General features: G+C 71.4%; 18 protein-coding genes. 5 read left to right on the forward strand and 13 right to left on the reverse strand.

All coding sequences use genetic code 11. The features are described 5' to 3' along the window. Positions 1-6: 6 nt before the first annotated feature. The 5 genes from ACH4EB_RS06960 to ACH4EB_RS06980 all read right to left on the reverse strand — a co-directional run bounded on the left by ACH4EB_RS06960 (position 7) and on the right by ACH4EB_RS06980 (position 5,867). A complete protein-coding gene (locus tag ACH4EB_RS06960; protein WP_398346281.1) occupies positions 7-624 on the reverse strand; it encodes a GNAT family N-acetyltransferase in 618 nt (205 codons plus the stop codon). 145 nt (positions 625-769) lie between these two features. Beyond that, positions 770-1,603, reverse strand: coding sequence for a sigma-70 family RNA polymerase sigma factor (locus tag ACH4EB_RS06965; protein WP_398346282.1), 834 nt, complete (start codon positions 1,601-1,603; stop codon positions 770-772). A 353-nt stretch (positions 1,604-1,956) separates the two neighbouring features. Next, entirely contained in the window at positions 1,957-2,958 is a 1,002-nt protein-coding gene (locus tag ACH4EB_RS06970; protein ID WP_398346283.1) for a GNAT family N-acetyltransferase, read from the reverse strand. 179 nt (positions 2,959-3,137) lie between these two features. Beyond that, positions 3,138-4,589 carry an amino acid permease gene (locus ACH4EB_RS06975; protein ID WP_398346451.1) on the reverse strand — a complete coding sequence of 484 codons (1,452 nt, stop codon included), beginning with the start codon at positions 4,587-4,589 and terminating at the stop codon, positions 3,138-3,140. Positions 4,590-4,910: 321 nt separating this feature from the next. Beyond that, positions 4,911-5,867, reverse strand: coding sequence for a hypothetical protein (locus tag ACH4EB_RS06980; RefSeq protein ID WP_398346284.1), 957 nt, complete (start codon positions 5,865-5,867; stop codon positions 4,911-4,913). Between the two features lie 507 nt (positions 5,868-6,374). Between ACH4EB_RS06980 and ACH4EB_RS06985 the strand changes: the two genes are divergently transcribed. The 3 genes from ACH4EB_RS06985 to ACH4EB_RS06995 all read left to right on the forward strand — a co-directional run bounded on the left by ACH4EB_RS06985 (position 6,375) and on the right by ACH4EB_RS06995 (position 10,640). Next, positions 6,375-8,447 (forward strand): phosphocholine-specific phospholipase C, encoded by a 2,073-nt coding sequence (locus ACH4EB_RS06985; protein WP_398346285.1) that lies wholly within the window; start codon positions 6,375-6,377, stop codon positions 8,445-8,447. Between the two features lie 170 nt (positions 8,448-8,617). Continuing rightward, on the forward strand, positions 8,618-9,718 hold the full coding sequence (locus ACH4EB_RS06990) for an isoaspartyl peptidase/L-asparaginase family protein (protein ID WP_398346286.1): 1,101 nt from the start codon (positions 8,618-8,620) through the stop codon (positions 9,716-9,718). Positions 9,719-9,893: 175 nt separating this feature from the next. Continuing rightward, entirely contained in the window at positions 9,894-10,640 is a 747-nt protein-coding gene (locus ACH4EB_RS06995) for a lysophospholipid acyltransferase family protein (protein ID WP_398346287.1), read from the forward strand. Between the two features lie 81 nt (positions 10,641-10,721). Here the strand turns inward: ACH4EB_RS06995 and ACH4EB_RS07000 are convergent, their stop codons facing one another. After that, on the reverse strand, positions 10,722-12,752 hold the full coding sequence (locus ACH4EB_RS07000) for a M6 family metalloprotease domain-containing protein (RefSeq protein ID WP_398346288.1): 2,031 nt from the start codon (positions 12,750-12,752) through the stop codon (positions 10,722-10,724). A 169-nt stretch (positions 12,753-12,921) separates the two neighbouring features. Between ACH4EB_RS07000 and ACH4EB_RS07005 the strand changes: the two genes are divergently transcribed. Together ACH4EB_RS07005 and ACH4EB_RS07010 are read left to right on the forward strand one after the other, a co-directional pair. Then, positions 12,922-14,313, forward strand: coding sequence for a tetratricopeptide repeat protein (locus ACH4EB_RS07005; protein WP_398346289.1), 1,392 nt, complete (start codon positions 12,922-12,924; stop codon positions 14,311-14,313). A 180-nt stretch (positions 14,314-14,493) separates the two neighbouring features. Continuing rightward, positions 14,494-15,240 carry a thioesterase II family protein gene (locus ACH4EB_RS07010; RefSeq protein ID WP_398346290.1) on the forward strand — a complete coding sequence of 249 codons (747 nt, stop codon included), beginning with the start codon at positions 14,494-14,496 and terminating at the stop codon, positions 15,238-15,240. Positions 15,241-15,288: 48 nt separating this feature from the next. On the opposite strand, the gene ACH4EB_RS07015 is transcribed toward ACH4EB_RS07010, so the two are convergent. The 7 genes from ACH4EB_RS07015 to ACH4EB_RS07045 all read right to left on the reverse strand — a co-directional run bounded on the left by ACH4EB_RS07015 (position 15,289) and on the right by ACH4EB_RS07045 (position 23,910). Next, the gene (locus ACH4EB_RS07015) at positions 15,289-16,521 is read right to left on the reverse strand and encodes a cytochrome P450 (protein ID WP_398346291.1); all 1,233 of its coding nucleotides are present in this window, start codon (positions 16,519-16,521) and stop codon (positions 15,289-15,291) included. An 8-nt stretch (positions 16,522-16,529) separates the two neighbouring features. Next, a complete protein-coding gene (locus ACH4EB_RS07020; protein ID WP_398346292.1) occupies positions 16,530-17,774 on the reverse strand; it encodes an MAB_1171c family putative transporter in 1,245 nt (414 codons plus the stop codon). Positions 17,775-17,783: 9 nt separating this feature from the next. Further along, positions 17,784-18,308, reverse strand: a complete 525-nt coding sequence (locus tag ACH4EB_RS07025; protein WP_398346293.1) for a hypothetical protein — start codon at positions 18,306-18,308, stop codon at positions 17,784-17,786. Between the two features lie 194 nt (positions 18,309-18,502). Then, positions 18,503-19,018 carry a helix-turn-helix domain-containing protein gene (locus ACH4EB_RS07030; RefSeq protein WP_398346294.1) on the reverse strand — a complete coding sequence of 172 codons (516 nt, stop codon included), beginning with the start codon at positions 19,016-19,018 and terminating at the stop codon, positions 18,503-18,505. 286 nt (positions 19,019-19,304) lie between these two features. Next, on the reverse strand, positions 19,305-20,480 hold the full coding sequence (locus ACH4EB_RS07035) for an Ig-like domain-containing protein (protein WP_398346295.1): 1,176 nt from the start codon (positions 20,478-20,480) through the stop codon (positions 19,305-19,307). Positions 20,481-20,791: 311 nt separating this feature from the next. Continuing rightward, entirely contained in the window at positions 20,792-22,444 is a 1,653-nt protein-coding gene (locus tag ACH4EB_RS07040; RefSeq protein WP_398346296.1) for an APC family permease, read from the reverse strand. Next, a complete protein-coding gene (locus ACH4EB_RS07045) occupies positions 22,441-23,910 on the reverse strand; it encodes an aldehyde dehydrogenase family protein (RefSeq protein ID WP_398346298.1) in 1,470 nt (489 codons plus the stop codon). The genes ACH4EB_RS07040 and ACH4EB_RS07045 overlap by 4 nt, the downstream gene beginning before the upstream one ends. Positions 23,911-24,033 lie beyond the last annotated feature (123 nt).

Raw genomic sequence — 24,033 nt, forward strand, 5'->3', positions numbered from 1 at the left:
CACTGCCTACCCCACCCGCACCCGAGGCTCGTACACGAACGGCTGAGTGGTCGTCACCGTTACGAACCCCCGCTTGACCAGCGTGGGCTCGGACGTGGGAAGCGCGTCGACGAACGCATGGGTACGCCCGCGGGCACACGCCTCCCGCAGCCGGGCGGCGACCAGCGCGGTGAACAGCCCCCGCCTGCGGTACACAGGCCGGGTCCGCCCACCGGCCAGCTCGGCGAAGGCACCGCCCGGCCGATAGTGCACCCGCCCGCACGCCGCCGGCACACCGTCCACGTAAGCGACGTGGACACTCATCTCCCCGGGCGCGTCCCGCAGCCGCATCCCCAACTGCCGCCGCTCCTCCGCCACCTCGCGGCGCCCCAAGTCCCGTGAAATGTCGGCGACATCGTCGAGCCCCCGTCCGTCCGTCACTCGACGGACCTCGTACGCCGGAGCCTCGAACGCCGCCGCCGTCTCCGCGTTCACCGGCAGCACCAGCACCTTCTCCACGTCCTCCGGCGTGAACCCGGCAGCACACAGCCGACGCCCCATCCCGGCCGGGACGTCATGGCCGTACAGCTTCCACTCCAACGCATACCCGACCGAGTCGGCACGCGCGATTTCCGCACGTACCACGGATCCGGCGTCCTCCTCCGTACAACGCGCATACACGATCCGGCACTCCGCCCCGCCCGGAGCCACTTCCCGGACGACAGCACCGTCCGCCGCCCCGGAAGCCCGGCGCTCCTCATCGAGACGCGCGAGCAGACCAGCGATCTCATCACCGTTCACATGTCCTCACCGAAGGTAGCCCGACGGCAGGAAACACGCCGGGGGAAAAGGCAATGATCTCCGCAATCCGGTCACCCTCGACGCGGAGCACTTCGAGGCCGTGAGCACGGTAAGCACACTCGCCCGGCTCCCGGACATAGAGCGCGACAGCAGGCTGCCGATTCATCCGGACAGCCACACAGCGAACGCCAGGAGGAGGACGCCGGGCAGGCCCCACCTCCGCGCCCAACACAGCGGCAAGCGCCTCGTCATCCCCCACCTCCAACGCCTCCACATACCGCCGAAGCACCCCACCCGAAGCCCCCGCGGCAGAGGCTCGCACCACCCCCCGGCCCCGCACCTTCGTCCGGGCCCGCTGAAGCGAACTGTTCACCGCCGCCACGCTGCCCCCCAACGCCGCGGCCGTCTCCCGCGCCGACCACCCCAGCACATCCCGCAGCACGAACACGGCCCGCTGCCGCGGCGGCAACGACTGGAGCGCCACCACGAACCCCAGCCCAATCGTTTCCTCGCTCACCAGCTCCCCGGCCACCTGTTCCAGCAACGTATCGGGACACGGCTGGAGCCACGGCAACTCGCCGGGCGGATGACGCGGCCGAGAGGCCAGGTGATCCAGGCACGAGTGGGTGGCGACGCGATACAGCCACGTACGGAACGTCGCATGCCCGACGAAGGACTCCCGCTCACGCCAGGCCCGTACCAACGTCTCCGCCACCAGCTCACCGGACTCCTCGAACGACCCCAGCATCCGGTAACAGTGCACATGCAACTCCGCCCGATACCGTGCCCCCAGCCGGGAGAACGCCGCCGCGTCCTCACCCATCGAACCTCCCGAACCCCAACCGAACCGCACGTCATCACCTGTCCCCAGCGAGAGTACTGACGTTCGGAACGAAGGCTCGACCAGCAAGGAGCCGCACAGCGGAATACGACCTCCGAAAACCCCAACCCCGACGCCGAGAGAGCCCCCACCGGTCAGGGCTCGGGGCCACGTAGGAGCCTCCCCACAGGCAGCCCGGTGCCAGGGTTCACGAATGCCATCGCGTTGCCTCAAGGGTGCCGTGGGGGTACCCCCGGCCGGAGGCTGGGGGGAGAGTGACCCCTACGGGGCCCGAGCCCCCACCCACCGGACAGAAGGCGCAGAGCGCGTGCCCCCACCAGGCACACAGCCACCCCTCACCCCAACTCCAAACTCGTCACCGCATACCCCCACTCCCACCGAACCGAAGGAACCACCCCCGTATACATCCGCATCGTGTGAGAGTCCGCAACCATCCCCCGACCCAGCACCATCGAACGCGCACTGTGATGCGGATCAGGAACATCGACATACACCACGTCATCCGGCCCCGGATGCGCGACCAGCGCATCAAAGAGCGCCGCAGCCCCCCGAGACGTATCCGCGAACAACGGCCCGACCCGCCACCCCTCACGCCCCGGCCGAATCACGCCGTACCCCGCCACCCGCCCATCCCGCACCTGCACATACGCGTGATGCCCCGCAGCCGTGAGCCACCGGGACAGGAACCCCCGCCGGTCGGCCGGAAAACACTGCCGGTCGAACGCGGCGACCTCATCGAGGTGACCGGCCCCCATGGGCACGACCGGCACCGAGGCCGTCCCGGACCGCACGGGACGCCCGCGGTAGCGCGTGGTCCGGTACGCGGTACGGAACCCGGAGCGCCGGTACGTGGCCTCCTGCGCCGGTACCGCGTCCAGCCCGACGGTCCGCCCCCCGGCGTGCGGCATCGCGGCACGCCACGTGGCCAGCCCCAGCCCGCGGCCGCGGAAGTCCGGGTGTACCAGGTAGTAGCCGAGGAACGCGTACGCGGCGGAGTAGTTGACGACGGACACCGACGAGACGAGCCGCCCGTCGAGCAGGCCGACGAAGAAGCCGTCCGGATCGGTGGCATGGAAGCAGTCGGTGTCGACGAGGCCCGGATTCCAGCTCTCGTCGGCGGCCCACTGCGCCACCTCGCGCCACTCCTCCAGGGTGGCGGGCCGCACAACGAACTCATCACCCGCAGCGGCACCAACACCTACACCGGCATCAACACCTACACCGGCACCAACACCAGCACTGATACCAGCATCGGCACCAGTACCGCCGGTGCCGGCACCAGCATCGGCCCCGGCATCCTGAACCGGCATCTCACCGGCAGAGGTCGGAGAGGTCATACCTGATATACGTCCTTAACAGCTCGGGCCCCACCGCCGTACAGGACAGCGGGGCGACAGGCGCGAAGCCCGGCCCGCCCTTCGAGAGCGGCCCGCCCCGGTCAGGGACGGCCCGCCCCGGTGGGAAACGGCCCGGCCGACCGGACGAGCCGGTCGTGGAACAACGGCGTGGCGGCCCGTCAGATCAGGTCCATGGCCGCCACTTCGTCGGGCCGACCGTAACTGACCGGCCCCTGGAAGCGCCGCCGGGCGGTGGCGAACCACCACACCGTGGCGATGACGAGGACCACGCCCAGCGCGATCGGCGCGTAGTTGAACGACTCGGCAGTGATCGGCGAGGCCTGCGGCAGCATGAACAGCACACTGCTGATCACGATCCACGTCACCGCGACCGCCGCGACCAGCTTGCCGTACCGCCCCAGGTTCCACGGCCCCGGCTGGAACGTGTCCAGCCGCAGCCGCAGGAAGATCGGCACCGCGTAGGCGAGGAAGAGTCCGACGACGTTGATGCTGACGACGGCGGTGAACGCGGTGTGCGACCACCAGCCCGGCACGACCAGCAGCAGGGAGCAGGCCGCGGCCAGCCAGACCGCCTTGACGGGGGTACGGGTGCGCGAGGAGACCGAGTGCCACCACCGGGAGCCGGGCATCGCGCCGTCCCGCGAGAAGGCGAAGATCTGCCGGGTGTTGCTGGTCATGTTGGCCAGGCCGCAGAAGAGCATCGCGCCGATCACGATCAGCAGCAGGAACTTGGCGGTGCCCGCGCCGAGCGCGTCGATGAGGATCTGCACCGGCGGCGCCTCGGCGCCCGCCGCGCCCGCGTAGTCGCGGATCGCGAAGACCAGGGCGAGCATCAGGACCAGGCCGGCGACCGCGGAGTAGCCGATGGCCCGCATGATGCCCTTGGGCGCGTTCACGGTGGCCTGGACCGTCTCCTCGGACATGTGGAAGCTGCCGTCGAAGCCGGTGAACGTCCAGCTCGTGACGAGCAGGCCGAGCATCGCGCCGTACAGGCCGTTGGTGAACCCGGTGTTGTTGACGAAGTGGGTCACGAACGACGGGGACTGGTGGTGCGCGGGCAGCGCGATCAGCGCGGTGACGATGACGACCAGGCCGATCAGCAGCCACCACACGGAGATACGATTCAGCACCGCCACGAGCTGCACCGTGAAGGTGTTGGCGAGCGCCTGGACGAACAGGATCGCCGCGGTGATCAGGACCGCCCGCTGCGGCGTGGCCTCGTAGGACGGCCACTGCATGGCGACGAAGGCCTGGATGAAGGTGGCCGCCGCGTAACCGGTGGCGGCCGTGCCACCCACCTGGCCGGCGAAGTTCAGCCAGCCCGTGTACCAGGACCAGGCGCCGCGGTGCCGCTTGGCCAGTTTCCCGGCCGAGAAGTACAGCGCGCCACTGGTCGGGTAGGCGGAGGCGATCTCCGCCATCGAGGCGCCGACGAACAGCACCATGGCGGCGACGGCTACCCAGCCGAAGACCAGGATCACCGGCCCGCCGGCGTTCATTCCGAACCCGAAGGAGGAGAAGATGCCGGAAATGATGTTGATGATGGTGAAAGAGATGGCGAAATTGTCGAACGCGCGGAACCGCCGGGTCAGTTTCCGCGGATAACCCATGGCGTGCAGCGTCGCGTCGTCGTCGAGGGTGACGGGATCCGCGGCGCGGTGGCTTCTCGTTCGGGCGGGGGACACGGGATCGGGCACAGCCGCAACCTTTCTTCTGGTGGGGGACAGGAAGACATCGGCGCGGAGCGTCGGTACGCGGTGTCGGCACCTGTCTTCGGGGCGCGCCGGAGCGCGGGGAGGCAACGCCCTACGGACGTGGCACAGCGGCACGCGGAACCGGCAGGCGGACACCGGCCCGCCGGCCCGCGGTGCCACGAACCGGGCCCGGGGAGCCGGCATGCGCCACCACCCCCGAAACCACCGGCCGGCAGATCATGGAGCATCGGGCACCGGGAGACCGCACGCGCGTCTCGCCTTGTTGAGCTGCTCCTCGGGGTCGCCGAAGACACTCCACGGCATGCGGGAGGCGTACGGGCCCATGGCCGTGAAGACCGCCCGCGCCTCGAAGGAGCACTGCGCCATGTGCAGCGCGTGGGCCAGGTAGGCCAGGTCCAGCACCGGTGTGAAGCGGTAACCGGCGACGTGCGGCAGCCAGTTGCGGTAGACGCTCAGGGCCGTGGCCTTCCACTGCGGCTGTTCCCAGGTGCGTTCGGCGAGGAGCGAGTCCGGGTTGTAGCCGTCGACCAGGGCCACCAGCGGGAGCAGCCGCAGCGGTGAGGAGGCCGGTGCGCGCTGGCTGAGGAAGGCGGCGACATCCCAGGAAGCGTTCGCCTCGCCGCCGTACCGGGGGAAGAAGAACGACAGGAAGCGGTGGTGGCCCTCGCGGTTCCAGGGGTCGAGCCGCAGGATGTGGGAGAAGAGCGTCCAGGGGCCGGGCGGCGCGGTGAGCAGGCCTTGCGGGGCGGGGTCGCGGGGCTGCTGGAGGCGCGCCAGGGTCAGTTTGGCCGACCAGGGAGTGGGATCGTCGGGCGCCGCCTCGGCGGCGCGGTCGCAGGCGGCCACCGCGATACGGCCGAGGGCCTCGGCCCGCCGGTCGCCGCCGTCGGCCGCGCGGGCCGCCCGCAGCACCGCGACCCGCGCCCACAGCAGGGCCGCTTCCCGGCCGGGTTCCTCGGCCAGCCAGCGTTCCGCCAGGTCCGAGTCGGCGGCTTCCGAGGCCAGCACGAGGGAGCGGTGCGCGCGTACGCCGTAGTCCTCGCGCGCCTCCCGAAGGATTTCGCGCGCGCCGAAGTAGCGGCCTGCCCGTATGTCCACGCAGGCGCGGGCGAGCTGGAGGTCATCGGCTGCCGGATGCCACACGTACTGCCCCTCGAATAACCCAGCGGTCATGTACCCTGCCGCTCCTGCCGTCCTGCCGGTGAGGTCGGCCACCAGCACATTTTCAGCCATGCCGAAATCAACCGGTACGCACTGTTCCCCCAGTTCCACCGGCAGTGCCACACCCTACTCAGCAGCAACTCGGTTCGAAACTGGTGATCGGAATTACCTGATTCCCCCTCGACGGCGTGCACGACATTGGCGGCGAAATCGGTCGATCGCGCGGCGGCAGAAAGTGAGCGGTATGCAATTGGCATATGCCCGCCCGGTGGAAGGGTGCCGTCCGGCCCGGTTTCGGCCCGACACGTCGCCAACTGTCCGCCTCGAACGGGCCGGACCGTTATGGACGGCGAGGCACGGTATGCCCGGCGCGGCGGCGTCAGCGGGCGGTCGGCGGGCTGTTCACGTCTCATCCCGCGACTTTTCACCCGCGCGTCATGGCGTCTTCCCACGGCCTCGTTCCTCTTGGAACACTCCAGTCGCGCCCGTACCCTCCCATCCCAAGGGGTCATTTCAGCCATGGCAGAACTCAACCGGCGGCGGTTCCTGCAACTCACCGGCGCGGCCACCGCGTTCTCCGCGCTCTCGCAGAGCATCGCCCGCGCCGCCGCGATCCCCGCCGACCGCCGCACCGGCAGCATCGAGGACGTCGAGCACATCGTCGTACTGATGCAGGAGAACCGTTCCTTCGACCACTATTTCGGCACTCTGCGCGGCGTACGGGGCTTCGGCGACCCGCGGCCGGTGACGCTGCCGAGCGGCAAGCCGGTCTGGCACCAGACCGACGGCAAGGGCAAGGAGGTACTGCCGTTCCGGCCGCAGGTCAAGGACGACAACCTCGGGCTGACCTTCATCGAGGACCTCAACCACGACTGGAACGGCAGCCACCGGGCGTTCAACAAGGGACGCTACGACCAGTGGATCCCGGCCAAGACGGCCACGACGATGGCGCACCTCGCCCGCAAGGACATCCCCTTCCACTTCGCGCTCGCCGACACCTTCACCGTCTGCGACGCCTACCACTGCTCGTTCATCGGCTCCACCGACCCGAACCGCTACTACCTGTGGACCGGATACACGGGCAACGACGGCAAGGGCGGCGACGACCCCAGCGGCCCCGTCCTGGGCAACGACGAGCTGGGATACGACTGGACGACCTACCCCGAGCGGCTGGAGGCGAAGGGGGTGTCCTGGAAGGTCTACCAGGACACCGGCGACGGCCTGGACCAGGCCGGCCACTGGGGCTGGATCGACGACCACTACCGCGGCAACTACGGCGACAACTCCCTGCTGTACTTCAACACCTTCCGCAACGCCGAGCCCGGCGACCCGCTCTACGAGAAGGCCCGGCGGGGCTCCGACGTCAAGGGCGGCGGGCAGCTCCTCGACGACCTCCGGGCGGATGTCGGGAACGGCCGGCTGCCGAAGATCTCCTGGATCGCCTGCCCCGAGGCGTACACCGAGCACCCGAGCTGGCCCGCCAACTACGGCGCCTGGTACATCTCCAAGGTGCTGGACGTACTGACCTCCGATCCGAAGGTGTGGAGCAGGACCGCCCTGTTCATCACCTACGACGAGAACGACGGCTTCTTCGACCACGTCGTCCCGCCGTACCCGCCGGCCGACGCCGGCCAGGGCCGGTCCACCGTCTCCACCGAACTGGAGCTCTTCCCCGGCAGCAAGCGCTTCCAGGCCGGTCCCTACGGCCTCGGCCAGCGCGTGCCGATGCTCGTCGTCTCGCCCTGGAGCACCGGCGGGTACGTCTGCTCCGAGACCTTCGACCACACCTCGATCATCCGGTTCATGGAGCGCCGCTTCGGAGTGCCCGAGCCGCACATCTCGAAGTGGCGGCGCGCCGTCTGCGGCGATCTGACGTCGGCCTTCGACTTCAGCCGTACGGGCGGGGCGGGCCCGCTGCCGGACACCGGCGGCTACACGCCGATCCACCCACAGCCCGCCGACTTCCACCCCGTGCCGCCGGCCACCGGCAGCCTGCCCAAGCAGGAGCGCGGCTCACGCCCCACCCGGCCGCTGCCCTACGCGCCGTACGTGGACGGCGCAGCCGACGTGGCGGCCGGGAAGTTCCGCCTGACCTTCAGCGGGGGCGACGCGGCCGGCGCGCAGTTCTACGTGACGGCGCCGAATCGCGGCGACGGGCCGTGGACGTACACCACCGAGCGTGGCAAGGCGGACTCCGACACCTGGAACTCGGCCTACTCGAAGGGCACGTACGACCTCTCGGTGTTCGGCCCGAACGGTTTCCTGCGCACGTTCCGGGGGCCGGGCCGGACGGCGGGACCCGAGGTGACCGCGCGGCACAACGGAGCCACCGGCAACCTCGACCTGGTCCTGACCAACGCCGGCGACGGCGCCCGCACCCTGACGGTCACCAACGCGTACGGCGGCGCCTCCCGTGAGATCACCGTGCGCCCGGGGCAGCGGGTGACCCACACCGTGGATCTGCGGGCGGGCAAGCGCTGGTACGACGTGCGCGTGGTCTGCGACGCGGACCGCACCTTCCTGCGCCGCTTCGCCGGGCACGTGGAGAACGGCACGGCCGGGGTGAGCGACCCCGCGATCCGCACTGTGTGAGCCGTACGGCCGCCGGGCCGCCCTTCCCGAACGCGGGCGGGCGGCCCTTCGTACGCGGTCGCCCCTCCGTACGCGGGCGGCCCCGCGCGTTGTCCGGATCATGGCGGTTTCCGCCGGGGAGTGCGCGATATCGTGCCGACGCCTGATCGCCCGTTCAAGGGAGTGAGCCCATGACCAGGAACTCGGCACGGCGACTGACACCCCTGTGCGCCGGGGCGCTGTCCGTGACCGCACTGCTGGCCGTGGTGCCCGGCAGCGCGGTCTCCGTCGGCCGGCCCGAGGCCGCCGAGCCCGTCGCGGCACAGGCCGCCAAGGGCGGACCGCGGCCGGACGCCCGGCACGTCGTCATCGCCGTGCACGGCGGCGCGGGCACCGCGCTGAAGCGCGAGGACACCACTCCCGCCCAGGAGAAGGCGTACCGCGACGGGCTGGCCGAGGCGCTGCGCGCCGGGCGGCAGGTCCTGGCCGAGGGCGGCAGCAGTGTGGCGGCGGTCGAGGCCGCGGTGCGCAGGCTGGAGGACAACCCCTTGTTCAACGCGGGCAAGGGTGCGGTGTTCAACGCGGACGCGGGCCACGAACTGGACGCGTCGATCATGCGTGGTTCCGACCTGGCGGCAGGAGCCGTCGCCGGCGTCCGTAACGTACGCAACCCCGTCTCGGCGGCGCGGCTGGTGATGGAGAAGACCAAGCACGTGATGCTGGCGGGCGAGGGGGCCGACGACTTCGCGGCCCGCAGCGGCCTGCCGACCGTGACCCAGGACCACTACTGGACCGAGAAGCGCTGGCAGGAGTTGATGAGGGCCAAGGGCCGGCAGAAGGGCCCGCGCGAGATCCTGACGCAGGGCACGGTGGGCGCGGTGGCCGTGGACCGTGGGCGGAACCTGGCGGCGGCGACCTCCACCGGCGGCCTGACGAACAAGATGGCCGGCCGGGTCGGCGACTCGCCGGTCGTCGGCGCGGGCACGTACGCCAAGAACGGCACCGTCGCGGCCAGCGCCACGGGAGCGGGCGAGGTGTTCCTCCGGGGCGCCGCCGCCGTCACGATCTCCCACCTGATCGAGTTCGGCGGCCGGGACCTGGCCGGTGCCGCGTACGAGGTGCTGGTCGAGCGGCTGCCCGAACTGGGCGGCACGGGCGGCGTGATCGCGCTGAACGCCGCGGGCGTCTTCGACGCCCCGCACAGCAGCGAGGGGATGCTGCACGGCTATCTGACCGAGGACGGACGCGTCGTCACCAAGATCTTCGCCGACGAGACACCGGCGAACCAGTGATCGTCACCCCGGCCCGGTGCCCGCGGGCCCGGCGCCTCCGGTGCGGCCGGTGGCGTGATCCATTCCTTCCGGCCGCCGGTCCGACGATGGCTCAATAGGCCCTCTCCCTCCGGAACCGGAGCGGCACTACCGTCCCCCGACGCGGGGGGATCACTCTGGGGAGGGGATCAGTTACATGTTCTATCACTTGTTCAAATCCATCGTCCTGGTGCCGCTGCTGCGGTGCCTGTTCCGCCCCCGCGTCGAGGGGCTGGAGAACCTGCCCGCCTCGGGCGCCGCCATCATCGCCGGCAACCACCTCTCGTTCTGCGACAGCTTCCTGATGCCGGCGACGGTCAAGCGCCGGATCACCTTCCTGTGCAAGCAGGAGTACTTCACCGGACGGGGCGTCAAAGGGCGGCTGACGGCGGCCTTCTTCCGCGCCTGCGGACAGATCCCGGTGGACCGTTCCGGGCGGAGCGCGGGCCAGGCCGCCGTCGAGGAAGGCGTGCGGGTGCTCGGCAGCGGTGAACTGCTCGGCATCTACCCCGAGGGCACGCGCTCGCACGACGGCCGGATGTACAAGGGGAAGACCGGCGTGGCGGAGATGGCGCTGCGCACGGGCGCGCCGGTGATCCCGTGCGCGATGATCGGGACGTTCGAGGCGCAGCCGGCCGGCCGCCGGCTGCCGCGTGTCGTCCCGATCACCATCCGCTTCGGGAAGCCGCTGGAATTCTCCCGCTATGCCGGGATGGCCGACCAGCGCCTGGTGCTGCGGGCTGTCACGGACGAGATCATGTACGCCCTGCTGCACCTGTCCGAGCAGGAGTACGTGGACACGTACGCGGCGGAGGCCAAGGCACGGGCCGGGCGCGCGGACGGGACCGGGCCGGAGACCGCGGCCGCGGCCCGGCCGTCCGCGCCGGCCGTCCGCGCCGGCTGAGGGCCCGCGCCGGCTGACCGGCCGTACCGCCCGGCCACCGTGCCGCTCACCCGGGGTGAGCGGCACGGCCCGTACGCCGGATCAGCGGGACGGCGTGCAGACGGCCCGTGCGGACTTGCGCGGATCGCTCTCGGAGCGGGCCTTCAGGACGACCCGGCCGTGCCCGGCGGCGCCCGGCTCCGCCGTGACGGCGACCGGGACGCGCACCGTGCCGCCGGCCTTCGCGGTGGCGAGCCGGTTCGGCAGCCAGGCGGACCAGCCGCGCCCGGTGACGGTGGCCGAGAGCCGGTACACGTCGGAGTCCAGGTGCGCGCCCCCGCTACCCGGGCGGCCGGTGTTGGTCAGCGGGAAGGTGCACACGGCCCGGCCCCCGGCGGGCTCGCCGTGTGCCGTGCCGCGCCGCAGCTCCACGCCGCGGCGATGGGGGCCCGCGCCGTCCAGGGACCGGACGGCGACGGTGTAGCTGAGCACGCCCTTGGCGTCCCGCTCGATGTCCAGCACGTAGAAGTGCAGCCGGTTGGCCTCGTCGACGTACTCGTACTCGCTGCCGGAGTCCGGGCCCGCGTGGAACAGCGCGTCGCTGAGCTGCCGGTAGTCACCCATGGTGATCATCTGCGGGGTGCCGTCGGGGCGCCGGAAGTCCACCATGCGGATGTCCTCCGGGTGGGCGTCGACCACCCACGCGAACGGGGCCCGGTCCTCGTTCTTGGTCTTGGCGAGCAGGACCCCGTTGTCCGGGGTGAAGGAGTCCATGCCCATCCGGTCGACGACCTCGACGGTGTAGTTGTCGTAGCCGCCGCCGTCGCACAGCGGGTCGGACGCGGGGGAGCAGGGCGGTTCCAGATCCCGGCCCAGCGTGATGGTGACGCCGGACAGGCCCCCGGCGCCGGGCGGCGCGGAGCGCGCGGTGACCTTGGCGACCGCGACGCCGGACGTCTTCAGCGCGTCCCGGTCCAGCCGCAGCACGTTCTTCCCGTCGACGATGCCGAGCTTGAGTTTGTCGCGCAGGACGTGCTGCGAGCCCATCGAGGCACCGTGGGCGGCCGGTATCTGCCAGCGGGTGTGCGGGCCGCCCGGCCCGTTGAAGGAGCCGCGCGAGAGCATGCTCCAGATGCCGGTGTAGGCGCGGCGCAGCGGTGTGCCGTACGGGTTGTTGTAGTTGTCCGCGATGCCCAGGATGTGGCTCAACTCGTGCGCGTACACGGCCATGCCGGAGCTCTCGGCCTGGGTGGAGGAGCCGGCCTCGGCGTTCGGCCAGATCCGGGCGGCGGCCTTCCAGGAGGTCCACGGCACGTAGCGGGTACGGGCGGCGTTCCCGCCGCCCTGGATGGGGGAAGGCGGCCCCCAGGCGGCCGGGACCTCCTCGGGCGAGGCGAACTTCATCTGCCCGAACTCCTGCCAGGCGGCGGACTCGTCCTGGCCGGCGGTCAGGTAGAAGACGAAGTCGTACTTCTTGGTCTCCGCGTCGCCCACGTCGGCGGTCCAGGCGGCCCTGCCGTCGGTGCGGATGTTCTTGCCGCAGGTGTCGCCGACGGGGCAGGCGCCCGGGTTCATGGACGGCTCGATGCCGTACCGGTACGACGCGTACGGCATCCGGTAGACGCCGAAGGACGTCAGCTCGACGCCGAGCCGGCCGCCGGAGTCCTCCATCCAGTACTCGTTGATGGTGTGGCCGTGGTTGAGCTTGCCCGGCTTGTTCAGGAAGTCCCGGTAGAACGCGGGCACCCGCGCGCGGGGAATGTCGTGGGCGCTGGGCTGCGGGTTGCCGAAGACGGAGGAGCCGGCGGGCTTGCTGACGCTGAACTCCTCGTCCGGGTAGTCCAGCAGCACGAGCGCGCCCTTGAACATGCGCCGGGTGGGTTTGACGGCCGGGTCGGCCCAGTTCGTCCCGGGGACCGAACGGTATTCGGCCCAGGTCATGTCGTCGGGATTGCGCCAGTTCTGCGGGTCGACGGGCCGCACGAGCGGGGGCCGGGCCGCCGGCGCGGCATCGGGGGCCGCCCGGGCGGGGCCGGCGGCGACGGAGGCCAGGACACCGAGGAGGAGGGCGAGAACACCCAGTCTGCCGCCCTTGCCGTGGTATGGGCGGGCCGGTCTGTGGGGAAGGAACAAGGCGCACCTCTTGTCTGTGAGCTGTCTGTGGTCTCAAGTCCAGGACATGACAAGGTGATCGAACAGAATTCCTACCCCCGACAAGGTAAGGCTGGGGGAGGAAGTGACGCCAGAGTGCCGTGAGGAGCCGATGATGCCGCGAACGGTGCGTGACCGGCACGGTCACACGATGTCCCGGACCGGCACGGAAGCCGTGTCCCACTACGAGAACGCGCTGCGCGAACTGCTCTTCTTCCGCGGGGCGGTCGCCGCCGCGTCCCAGGCGGTCCTGGAGACCGCCCCGCAGTCCGTCATGGGCAACGTCCTCGCCGCCTACCTCGGCCTGCTGGGCACGGAGGAGAAGGACGCCAGCGCCGCCAAGGACGCGTTCACCCGCTTCACGGACGGCCTGCCCGCCGAGGAGCCGACGCCCCGCGAACGGATGCACATCGCCGCCGCCACCTCCTGGCTGGACGGTGACATCCACCACGCCGGGCAGGTGCTCGGCGAACTGACCGTCGCCTTCCCGCGCGACGCGCTCGCGCTCGCCGCCGGCCACCAGATCGACTTCCTCACCGGCGACGCGGCCCGCCTGCGCGACCGCGTCGGCGGCGCGCTCACCGCCTGGCCCGAGGACGACCCGCACTACGGTCCCCTCCTGGGCATGTACGCCTTCGGCCTGGAGGAGTCGGGCCACTACACCCGCTCGGCGGAAGCCGGACTGGCAGCCGTCCGGCGCAACCCCCGCGACGTGTGGGGCATCCACGCGGTCGTGCACACGTACGAGATGCAGGGCCGGTTCGCGGAGGGCATCCGCTTCCTGGACGCCCGCATGGAGGACTGGGCCGCCGGCAACTACCTCAACGTCCACAACTGGTGGCACTACTGCCTCTACGCCCTCGAAGCCGGCGACACCGGCCGGGTACTGGAGATCTACGACGCCGTACTGCACCACGAGGAATCACCGGGCCTCGCCATGGAACTCCTCGACGCCTCGGCCCTCCTGTGGCGGCTCCTGCTCGCCGACCGCGGCGCCGGACCCCGCTGGAACCGCCTCGCCGACGCCTGGGCCGCCCGCCAGGACCCGCCGTACTACGCCTTCAACGACGTGCACGCCGTCATGGCGTACGTCGGCGCCGACCGCATCGCCGACGCCGAACGCCTCGTCGCGGAGCGCGAGGCGTGGCTCGGCCGCACCCGGCCGGGACTGTCCAACGCCGCCATGACCGCGGGGATCGGCCTGCCCGTCTGCCGCGCCCTGATCGCCTACGGCCAGGGCCGGTACGGGCAGGCCGTCGACCTCCTGGCCCCCCTCCGCTACCGCCTGCACACCTTCGGCGGCAGCCACGCCCAGCGGGACGCCGTACAGAAGACGCTGCTGGAGGCCGCGCTGCGCGCGGGACGCGACGACACGGCCCGCACCCTGCTCAGTGAACGCATCAGCCTGCGCCCGGTCTGCCCGTACAACTGGCTGGCCCAGGCCCGCCTCGCCGACCAACTCGGCGAGACCGCCAAGTCGGCCGCGGCCCGGGCGCGGGCCGCCGAACAGGCGGCGGCGGGGGCCGCGGCGCTGGCGCGCTGAGCAGACGGTCCGGGCCTCCTCCGGCCGGGGCGCGCGGGTTCCCGACCTTCTTGATCAATTTCCTGCTGGCCCGGCACGCCCGGACCCGTCATCCTTGACTCGTCCGTGGCGGTCCGGCCGGCCCGCACGCGGACGCGTCAAGGATGACCACCGGACCCACCAGCACAGGAGCATGCACACATGACGGGGAAGAACGCTTGGATACGGGACGTACGCCGGGGGCCGCGGCCCGCCGCCCACCTCATCTTCTTCCCGCACGCCGGGGGATCCGCCTCGTACTACCGCCCGTTCGCCGCCCACCTCGGCGGCCATCTCGACGTGTCGGCGATCCAGTACCCGGGGCGCCAGGACCGGTGGAACGACCCGTTCGTCACCTCCGTGGAGGGGCTCGCCGATGAGGTGGTCGGCTGCCTGAGCCCCTACGACACCACCCCGCTGGTGCTCTTCGGGCACAGCATGGGCGCGTCCGTCGCCTTCGAGACCGCCAGGCGGCTCGCGGACCTCGGGCGGCCCGCGCCGCGCCGGCTCGTCGTCTCCGGCCGCCGCGCGCCCTCGATGTTCCGGGCGGAGAAGTACCTCCACCAGGCCACCGACGCGGAACTCCTCGCCGAGGTCGGCCGCCTGGACGGCACCCACAGCCAGCTCCTCGACGACCCGGACATCGTGCGGCTGATCCTCCCGGCGATCCGCAACGACTACCGCGTGATCGAGACGTACCGGCCCGCCGCCGACGCCGTCCTCGACATCCCGCTCCTGTGCCTCACCGGCGACGCGGACCCGCGCGTGACCCGCGAGGAAGCGGCTGCCTGGAAGGCCCACACCATCGCCGAATACCACGAGGAGACCTTCACCGGCGGCCACTTCTACCTCGCCGACCACGCGGCCGCGGTCTGCCGCGCGGTGGAGACCTTCGCGTCGCAGGAGTGAGACACCCGCGCACCCGCACCGGGCCCGGGCGCGGGCCCGGTGCGGGGATCAGCCCGCGCCGGTGACCGGCAGGTGGGCCGGACCGCGCATCAGACGGGTGTGGCGCCAGGGGAGTTCCGCGGGCGGTGCGGCCAGGCGCAGGTCCGGGCAGCGGGTGAGGAGGGCGTGGAAGGCGATACGGGCTTCCAGGCGGGCCAGCGGGGCGCCGAGGCAGTGGTGGGGGCCGTGACCGAAGGAGAGGTGGCCGGCGGAGCGGTCGGGGTCGAGGGTGTCGGGGTCGGTGAAGCGGGCGGGGTCGCGGTTGGCGGCGCCCGGTGAGACCAGCACCACGTCACCCGCGGCGATTTCGGCGCCGCCGAGGGTGAGCGGTTCGGCCGCGTAGCGGAAGGTGGCCGTGGTGATCGGGGAGTCGTACCGCAGCAGCTCCTCCACGGCGGCCGGGATCAGCGCCGGGTCCTGGCGCAGCCGCGTACGGAGCGCGTCGTCCCGCAGGAGGGCGAGCGCGCCGTTGCCGATCAGGTTGGTGGTGGTCTCGTGCCCGGCGACGACCAGGAGGACGGCCAGCGAGACCAGTTCGGCCTCGCTGAGCCGGTCGTCCTCGTCGCGCGCGGCGATCAGGTCGCTCAGCAGGTCGCGACCGGGCGCCCCGGGGCGGGCCGCGCCGCCGTCCCGGCCGTCGGCCGCCCCGGCCCCGTCGGCGCGCTTGGCGGCGATGAGGGCCGTCATGTAGTCGCTGATCGCGTGGGAGGCGGCGTCGATGGTGTCGGGGGCGCCGGCCGCGAACAGGTCGTTGGACCAGCGGCGCAGCGCGGCGCGGTCCTCGCGGGGAACGCCGAGCAGGTCGCTGATGACCTCGATGGGCAGGGGCACGGCGAAGTCCTCGACGAGGTCGGCCGTGCCGCCGCGCGCGGCCATCCGCTCCAGCAGGCCGTGCGCGGTCTCGGCCACCCGCGGCTCCAGGCGGGCCACCGCGGCCGGGGTGAACGCCTTCATGGCCAGCTTGCGCAGCCGGGTGTGGTCCGGTGGGTCGGTGGCCAGCATGGTGGCGCTGACGGCGGGAGCCAGATTGCGCCGGGACGGCTTGTCCGCGAAGTAGCGGGTGGTGTCCTTGGACAGCCGGGGCTCCGCCAGTGCGGTACGGGCCTCGGCCCACCCGGTGACCAGCCAGGTCGCGCCGTGCGGCCCGGACCGTACCTGCTGGACGGGGCCACGCTCGCGCAGCGCGGCGAGCAGCGGGTACGGATCGCGGAAGAACTCCGGCGACTCCATGGGGTGGCTCATGTTCGACCTCAGATTCCTGCGGCGGGCCGGGACGGCTCGGACGGCGCGGGGCCGGCGCCGGACGACACGAAGGCGTGCGAGACCCTGCGCAGCCAGCGGGCCTCGTCGATCAGGCTGGTCAGTTCGGGGCGGGTCAGCGTGGCGTCCTCGGCGCTGACCGCGTGGGCGGGGGCGCCGCCGTCCCGCCGGGACTCCAGCGCCGCGGCCAGCACCGCCGCCTCGATCCCGGCGTCCAGTTCGCGCGCGTCGGCCCCGCCGGCCCGCAGCCGTTCCTCGGCGGCGCGGCGCACCGCGTCGCTGCGGTGCGGGCGCAGCGCCAGCATCCCGTCCCGTATCTCGATCACCCGGCGGTAGAGCCGGAACTCGGGGTCGGGCGCCGCGTAGCGGTTCTCGGTGGCGGTGAGCTGGATCTCCGGCACCGCCGCCGACAGCGCGGCCCACAGCGGGCGCAGTCCGCGGTGCAGGTGCCACAGGCGGATCCGCCGCCAGGGCCAGGCCAGGGCCGGGCCGACGGCGGGCAGCAGCACGCCGATGACCAGCAGCAGGCTGCAGATGGCGGGCAGCCCGACGCTGAACGTGCAGGTCGCCGGCGTCACCAGGGAGCTGCACAGTTGCTCGGGCGGCAGCCACGCGGCGTCGGTCCACAGCCCGACGACATGGACGATCTTGTAGCCGATGTAGACCATGCCGAGCGCGCAGCCCGCGGCGATGACGCGCAGCCCGTAACGCAGGCTGGTGCGCGGCGCGTGCCGGGAGTAGCGCAGTGCCTGGCGCAGCAGGTCGACGATGGCCGCGCCGAGGTGCGCGGTGAACACCAGCACGTAGATGTTGAGCAGCGGCTCGGTGCGCGGCAGCTCGCCGAAGGTGGGCGCGCCGGGGGAGTCGTCCACCGGCGAGGAGAAGAAGAGAACGGCCATCGCGACCAGGACGACACCCAGCGAGACGAGCCGGTGGCGCGCCTTGCGGTCCGCGTCCGGCGGCTCCTCGTTGAAGCGCAGCAGCAGGATCGAGATGCAGGTGGCGGCGCCCAGCGTGCTGCAGTTGCCGAGCAGCCGGCCCAGCTTGGGGGTGACGACGCTCAGCGCGTCGCCGACCACCGGTGTCAGGAACACCAGCGAGGCCCCCAGCCCGGCCAGGAACCCGCACAGGGCGCCCAGGCCCCGGGGCCGCGGGCGGCGCAGCAGCGGCCGCGCCTTGTACGCGGCGGCCAGCAGCAGGACGGCGGCTATGGAGAGGAAGAGAACGTTGACCATCTGGGGTGTCTACCGTCGCTTGGGGGAGCCGAAGACATCGTCCATGCGGCTGAGGACCTCAGCCTGCCGGTACGTCGCCGGGCGGCGGGCGGGGGTGCGGTCGGCGCGCCGCAGGATCAGTGAGGCGAGCATCTCGGCCTCCTGCTCGTCCTGGTCGCTGTAGTGGCTGCGGCCCAGGACGGATTCGACCGAGCCGGGGTCGAGGTCGGGCACGAGGGCGTGCGCGACCTCTCCGGAGAGCAGGTTGGAGTGGCCGCTGAGCATGTGGCCGACCTCGTGGAGCACGATGTGGTCGCGGTGCAGCGCGGTGGTGGCCGCGTCGTAGAAGACGTAGTCGGCCCGGGCCGTGGCGATCCACAGGCCGCACGGCCCGGCGGGCGGGGTGACCTGCGGCTCCAGATGGATCGGGCGGCCGCGCTGTTCGGCGAGCCGGTCCAGGAAGGCACCCAGCTCGAAGGGGCGCGGGATGTGCAGCCCCCGCAGCCGTTCCGAACAGTCGGCAAGCACACGGTCCGGTCGCCGTGTGAACTTCATGGCGTGCTCTCCTTCGGCCTCGGCCATGAAAGGTACACGTGCCAGTCTCATGCAGCGCCGGATGGCCCCTCCCGGGCGGGGTCGAGTGCGGGCCCGCGGGCTGCCGCGGGCCCGGCCGCCCCGTCGCCCGGCCCGGCAAGGGGCGGGGCAGCGGCCGGGGACGGCACGGGGCGGATGTCGGTCAGGGTCATGGATCAGCGGGCGGAGCGCCAGGATTCTCCCGTGTTGCCCACCGGATTTCCGGCGCCGTTGCCCGTCGTGCTGCCGACATCCGGCAGCCCTTCCAGCTTCCGTACCCGGTCGATCATCTCCAGTACGGCCGTACGGGACTCGGCGGACATGTCCATGAACCGCGCGGCCATCGCGATGACGCCCGCGTCCTGCATGGCCTCCAGCAGCTCCGGGGGCTGGTCGGCCCGGTCGGCCGACGCGCCGCCGGGGCCCGCGTCCCGCTGGTCGTGGAAGTGCGCGGCGGGCACGCCGAAGTACTCCGCGAGCGCTTCGATGTGGCGCTTGGTCGGGTTGTCCCGCTTGCCCTTGCGCAGTTGCCAGATGTAGTTGCCGGAGATCACCTGCTCGCCGGCCCTGATGTTTATCTCGGTGGCGACATCGTTCGCGGACAGCGATTTGCCCCGCTCGCGACTTCGTTCCTGGAACAGCCGGTCCAGCTTTTCGGCCAGGCTGACCGGCCCGCGGTCCTCGTCCCCCATCGCGCCGCGCTCCCTTCAAGGCCAAACGTGAGACTTCCACTGTAGTGGTCCGGTCGCCGGGGTGGTCGGGCGCTCCCACCCCCGCGGGCTGGCACGCACCGCCCGGACCCTCTATTCTTCACACCTGAGTCAAAGACTCTGGTGTGAAGCGGGGCGGACAGTTCGGACCGGCACGGGGGTGTGGTCCGAACCCGTCCGCAACCGCAGATGGGGCTCGTCCCGTTTCCGGGAGAGCCCCACTTCCGCACGCGCGCTCAGGCGCCGGCGCGCCCTGAGCGCACGGCGGTCACTTCACCGCGCTGCGCTGCTGCCACTGCTCCCAGCTCTCCTGCCAGACCTCCAGGCCGTTGCCGACGTCGGTCTTCTTGGTGCTCGTGGTGTTCTTCACCTCGACCGTGGAGCCGATCGTCAGGAAGTCGAAGGCCCGCTTGGCGTCCGAGGTGGTCATGCCGAAGCAGCCGTGGCTGTTGTTGACCACGCCGACCGACTTGTTCCACGGCGCGGAGTGCAGGAAGGTGCCCGACGCGGTGAGGTGCGTCACCCACTTCGAGTCCAGCATCCACTCGTTGCCGTGGCCGATGGTGGAGGAGTCCATCGTCTCGGCCGCGTTCTTGCTGCGTACGGTGTGCACGCCGCCGCGCGTCGGGTCCTGCGGCGAGCCCGCGGAGCCCCGGATCGTGTCGACGGCCTTGCCGTTCTCGTACAGGGTCATGCTGTGCGACGGGACGTCGATGACGGCCTTGTGGTCCGGGCCGATGGTGAACCCGAAGTCGTAGTCGCGCGCGAACCAGCCGCCGGCCGTGCCGGAGTTGATCCCGCCCAGGCCGCCCTTGACGCTCACCTTGGTGCCGGAGGGCCAGTAGGTCTTCGGCCGCCAGTCGATCCGGTCCTTGCCCGACCAGTCCTTGACCCAGCCCCAGGCGCCCTCCACCTGCGGCTGCGTGCTGACCTTGAGGGCCTTTTGGATCTCGGCGCGCCGGTCCTTGGCGACCGGGTGGTCGAAGAGGATCGATATCGGCATGCCGGTGCCGACGGTCTGCCCGTTCGACGGGGTGTTGGTGAGCTTGTTGACCTTGTCGGCCTGCTTGGTGGTGAAGACCGAGTCGGCGGCCGCCTCCTTGCCGTCGCCCGACTTCGTCTTCGTCCGCACGGTGTAGGTGGTCCCGGGCTTGACCTTGCCGTCGGACGTCCACGACGAGCCGTCGCCGGACAGCTTGCCGTCGACCTTGCCGCCCTTGTCGTCCTTGGCCTCGACGGAGGTGAGGCTGCCGCCGTCCACCTTCACCGATATCGGGGACCCCAGCTCGGCGGACTTGCTGCCCGCCGCCGGGGTCACGGTCACCTTCGCGGCAGGCTTGTCCGACGTCTGCGAGCCACCGTCCGCTCCACACGCGGTCAGCAGCGCGGCCCCCGCCAGGGCGGCGGACAGCAGGACTGTGCGACGGGCTGATCTGACGTGCACGAGCGGTTCCCTCCGAAGCAACACAACAGGCTGAGGCGGGCACCACCCGGCCCCCGGCACGCTCACGCGGACCCCCGGAGCCGGTCGCAGGCAACCGCCATGGATGCAGACGGGTGACACCGCATGATCGGTTGCCTGAAGAAACGGATATTTGTGTCACAGATTGGTACAGGTGTACGTCGAGGTGCCGGAATGCGAAATTCCGCTTTCCGGGAGGGGCATACGGAGGGATGTGAGCGCCCATGACGAGGCCCGCGGGCTCCCGGGGGAGCGCGCGGGCCTCGTGTCGTCGTCCGGGCCGCCGGACCGCGTCAGGACGCGACGGGAGCGGCCGGTCCCGCCTGGTCCTCGGGACCGTCCCCCGGAGTCTCGGCCGCATGCCCCGCCAGTACGCACGTGCGCTTGCGCTGGATGAACCAGTAGTACGTGAATCCGCCGACGGCGACGATGCCGACGAACAGGAAGGCGCCCCAGCGCAGGTACCAGTGCTGGGGGCCGGTCGCGTTGTAGACCTCGGGGCGGGGCCAGGCGAGGTTGGTGGCCATCGCGGTGCCCCAGAGTACGGCGAGGATGTTGACGGGTAGTCCGAACCTGCCCAGCGAGAACTTTCCCTTCGCCGGTTCCCACTGGCCGCGCAGCCGGCGGATCAGCATCGGTACGGTGACCATCAGGTACGCCACGTAGATCATGATGATCGCGATGCTGGTGATCACCGAGAAGATCTGCGGCTGGTTGACGTTGATCAGCAGGATGCAGACCGCGATGCATCCGATGATCACCGCCGGGGCCACCGGTGTCTGGAAGCGCGGGCTGACCCGGGCCAGCAGCGAGGCGGCCGGCAGGTTGGTGTCCCGGGCCATGGCGAACGCCAGCCGGATGCCGGCGGTGTGCACGGCCAGCGCACACACCGTGATCGCGATGACCACGCACCACAGCATGATCTGGCCCATGGTCGGGCCGAGGGTGTTGAGCACGACGTACTGGAGCCCGTCCACGGACAGTTCCCTGGCGTGCAGATCGGGCGTGGCCAGCAGTGCGAACAGCAGGATCAGCCCGCCGATGAGGAACGAGGCGAACAGGGCCCGCAGGATCGCGCGCGGCGCGTTGCGGCCGGGGTCCTTGGACTCCTCGCCGAGCGACGACGCCGTGTCGAAGCCGTACATGACGTAGGCGGAGGCGAGCGACGCGGTGAGGAAGGCGCCGAGGTAGCCCAGCGACTGTCCCTGCGCCAGCCCGTAGGTCTCGGTCACCGCGCTCGGGGGGCGGGTGATGTGCGCGCCCAGCAGCACGATCAGCGCCAGCGCGGCGATCAGCTCGATGGCCACGCCGGCGGAGTTGATCTGCGCCATCAGCTTGACGCCGAACGCGTTGATGAGGGTGGTGCAGACGACGAGGACGGCGCCGAGGAGCACCGCGTTGGCGGCCTGGTCGGTCCGGCCCGAGCCGTCGCCGATGAACTGGAAGAACGAGGAGATCTGCGGCAGCGTGACCTGGTAGGCGAGTGCCACGGCGGCCAGCGACACCATGGTCGCCGTCATCATCATCCAGCCGCCGAGCCAGCCCACGTGCGGGCCGCCCATCTGCTTGGACCAGTTGTAGACCGAACCGGCCACCGGGTAGCGGGCGGCCAGTTCGCAGAAGCACAGGGCCACCATGAGCTGGCCGCAGAAGACCATCGGCCAGGACCACCAGTAGGCGGGCCCGCCGTGGCTGACGCCGAAGTAGAAGAGCTGGAAGGTGCCGGTGAGGATCGAGATGTAGCTGATGCCGGCGGCGAAGGTGTGGAAGTTGCCCAGCGTGCGTTTCAGTTCGGGCTTGTAGCCGAGTTCCGCCAGCGAGTCGTCGTCGGAACTGTCGGTGGTATCGGTGTCGGTGTCGGTCTGCGCGGTGGCGTTCGTCTCCTCGTCGGCCGCCTCGCCGCCGTCCGGCCCGGTGCCACCCGCCGCCTGCCCGGTGCCGCTCACTCGAACCACCGCTGCGGCCGGGGCGCGGTGTTGCGCCAGACGTGCTTGGCTTCCTGGTACTCCCCGAGCCCGGCCGGGCCCAGCTCCCGCCCGACGCCGGACTGCTTCATGCCGCCCCACTCGGCCTGCGGGACGTACGGGTGGAAGTCGTTGATCCACACGGTGCCGGCGCGCAGCCGGGACGCCACCCGGTGCGAACGTTCCGCGCTCTGCGTCCACACGCCCGCGGCCAGCCCGTAGACGGTGTCGTTGGCCAGCGCGACGGCCTCCTCCTCACCGCGGAACCGCTCCACGGTCAGCACCGGACCAAACGATTCGTCACGGACCACCGACATACCCGGGGAGCACTCGTCCAGCACGGTCGGCAGGTAATAGAAGCCGTCCCGCAGGGCCGCGTCGTCGGGGCGCGCGCCACCGCAGCGCAGTACCGCGCCCTCGGCCAGGCCCGCCGCCACGTACTTCTCCACCTTGTCGCGGTGCTGTGCGGAGATCAGCGGCCCGGTGCGGGCGTCCTCGTCGAACGGCCCGCCCAGCCGGATCGCCCGTGCCCGGCGCACCAGCTCGTCCACGAAGTCGTCGTGCAGCCCGTCCTCGACCAGCAGCCGCGCGCCCGCCGAACAGACCTGCCCGGAGTGCAGGAACACCGCCATCAGCGCGTAGTCGACGGCGGTGTCGAAGTCGGTGTCGGCGAAGACGATGTTGGGGTTCTTGCCGCCCAGCTCCAGCGCGATCTTCTTCACGGTGGGCGCGGCGGCGGCCATGATGCTCCGCCCGGTGAGCAGCCCGCCGGTGAAGGACACCAGGTCCACCCGCTCGTCGGTGGTCAGCGGCGCGCCGACGGCGGCGCCGGCGCCCAGCACGAGGTTGGCCACGCCGTCCGGCAGCCCGGCCTCGACCAGCGTCTGCATCAGCAGGATCGCGGTGTGCGGGGTCAGTTCGCTGGGTTTGAGGACGAAGGTGTCGCCCGCGCCGACGGCCGGGGCCACCTTCCAGGCGGTCTGCAGCAGCGGATAGTTCCACGGGGTGATCAGGGAACAGACGCCGACCGGCTCGTACACCACCCGGCTGTCGACCTCCGGCTGCCCGGTGTCCACCACCCGGCCATCGTTGCCGGACGCGACCAGGTTCCCGAAGTAGCGGAAGCAGTTGGCGATGTCGTCCATGTCGTACCGGCTCTCCACGAACCGCTTGCCGGTGTCCAGGGACTCGGCACGCGCGTACGTGTCCTTGTCACGCTCCAGCAGGCCGGCCACGCGCAGCAGCAGTGCCCCGCGCTCCGCGGCCGGGGTGCGCGGCCACGGCCCGTCGTCGAACGCCGCGCGGGCCGCGGTGACGGCGGCGGCCGCGTCCGCGGCGCCCGCCTCGTCGACGGTGGCGACCAGCGTGCCGTCCGCCGGGCAGCGGATCTCGCGTACCTCCCCGTCGGCCGCGGCGGTCCACTGACCCCCGATGAACAGCTCCGGCATGGGTGAGCCTCCGTGCCTGTGCTCGCGGTCGGGCGGCCCGGCCGGGCCGCCCGTGGTGACGATCTGGGTACCGAGCGTAGGACGGGCGGGGTGCGCACGCATGGTGCGCTGCTCCGGGTGGCT

The organism is Streptomyces sp. NPDC018045 (genome assembly GCF_044327445.1).
In the GTDB taxonomy this organism is placed as follows: domain Bacteria; phylum Actinomycetota; class Actinomycetes; order Streptomycetales; family Streptomycetaceae; genus Streptomyces.

Excerpts from the sequence above, each read along its gene's own strand:
- ACH4EB_RS07045 (WP_398346298.1), bottom strand. The coding sequence starts at position 23,910 with ATGCCGGAGCTGTTCATCGGGGGTCAGTGGACCGCCGCGGCCGACGGG.
- ACH4EB_RS06975 (WP_398346451.1), bottom strand. The coding sequence starts at position 4,589 with ATGGGTTATCCGCGGAAACTGACCCGGCGGTTCCGCGCGTTCGACAAT.
- ACH4EB_RS06990 (WP_398346286.1), top strand. The coding sequence starts at position 8,618 with ATGACCAGGAACTCGGCACGGCGACTGACACCCCTGTGCGCCGGGGCG.
- ACH4EB_RS06980 (WP_398346284.1), bottom strand. The coding sequence starts at position 5,867 with ATGACCGCTGGGTTATTCGAGGGGCAGTACGTGTGGCATCCGGCAGCC.
- ACH4EB_RS07015 (WP_398346291.1), bottom strand. The coding sequence starts at position 16,521 with ATGAGCCACCCCATGGAGTCGCCGGAGTTCTTCCGCGATCCGTACCCG.
- ACH4EB_RS07010 (WP_398346290.1), top strand. The coding sequence starts at position 14,494 with ATGACGGGGAAGAACGCTTGGATACGGGACGTACGCCGGGGGCCGCGG.
- ACH4EB_RS07005 (WP_398346289.1), top strand. The coding sequence starts at position 12,922 with ATGTCCCGGACCGGCACGGAAGCCGTGTCCCACTACGAGAACGCGCTG.
- ACH4EB_RS06965 (WP_398346282.1), bottom strand. The coding sequence starts at position 1,603 with ATGGGTGAGGACGCGGCGGCGTTCTCCCGGCTGGGGGCACGGTATCGG.
- ACH4EB_RS07030 (WP_398346294.1), bottom strand. The coding sequence starts at position 19,018 with ATGGGGGACGAGGACCGCGGGCCGGTCAGCCTGGCCGAAAAGCTGGAC.
- ACH4EB_RS07025 (WP_398346293.1), bottom strand. The coding sequence starts at position 18,308 with ATGAAGTTCACACGGCGACCGGACCGTGTGCTTGCCGACTGTTCGGAA.
- ACH4EB_RS06995 (WP_398346287.1), top strand. The coding sequence starts at position 9,894 with ATGTTCTATCACTTGTTCAAATCCATCGTCCTGGTGCCGCTGCTGCGG.
- ACH4EB_RS06985 (WP_398346285.1), top strand. The coding sequence starts at position 6,375 with ATGGCAGAACTCAACCGGCGGCGGTTCCTGCAACTCACCGGCGCGGCC.
- ACH4EB_RS06970 (WP_398346283.1), bottom strand. The coding sequence starts at position 2,958 with ATGACCTCTCCGACCTCTGCCGGTGAGATGCCGGTTCAGGATGCCGGG.
- ACH4EB_RS07020 (WP_398346292.1), bottom strand. The coding sequence starts at position 17,774 with ATGGTCAACGTTCTCTTCCTCTCCATAGCCGCCGTCCTGCTGCTGGCC.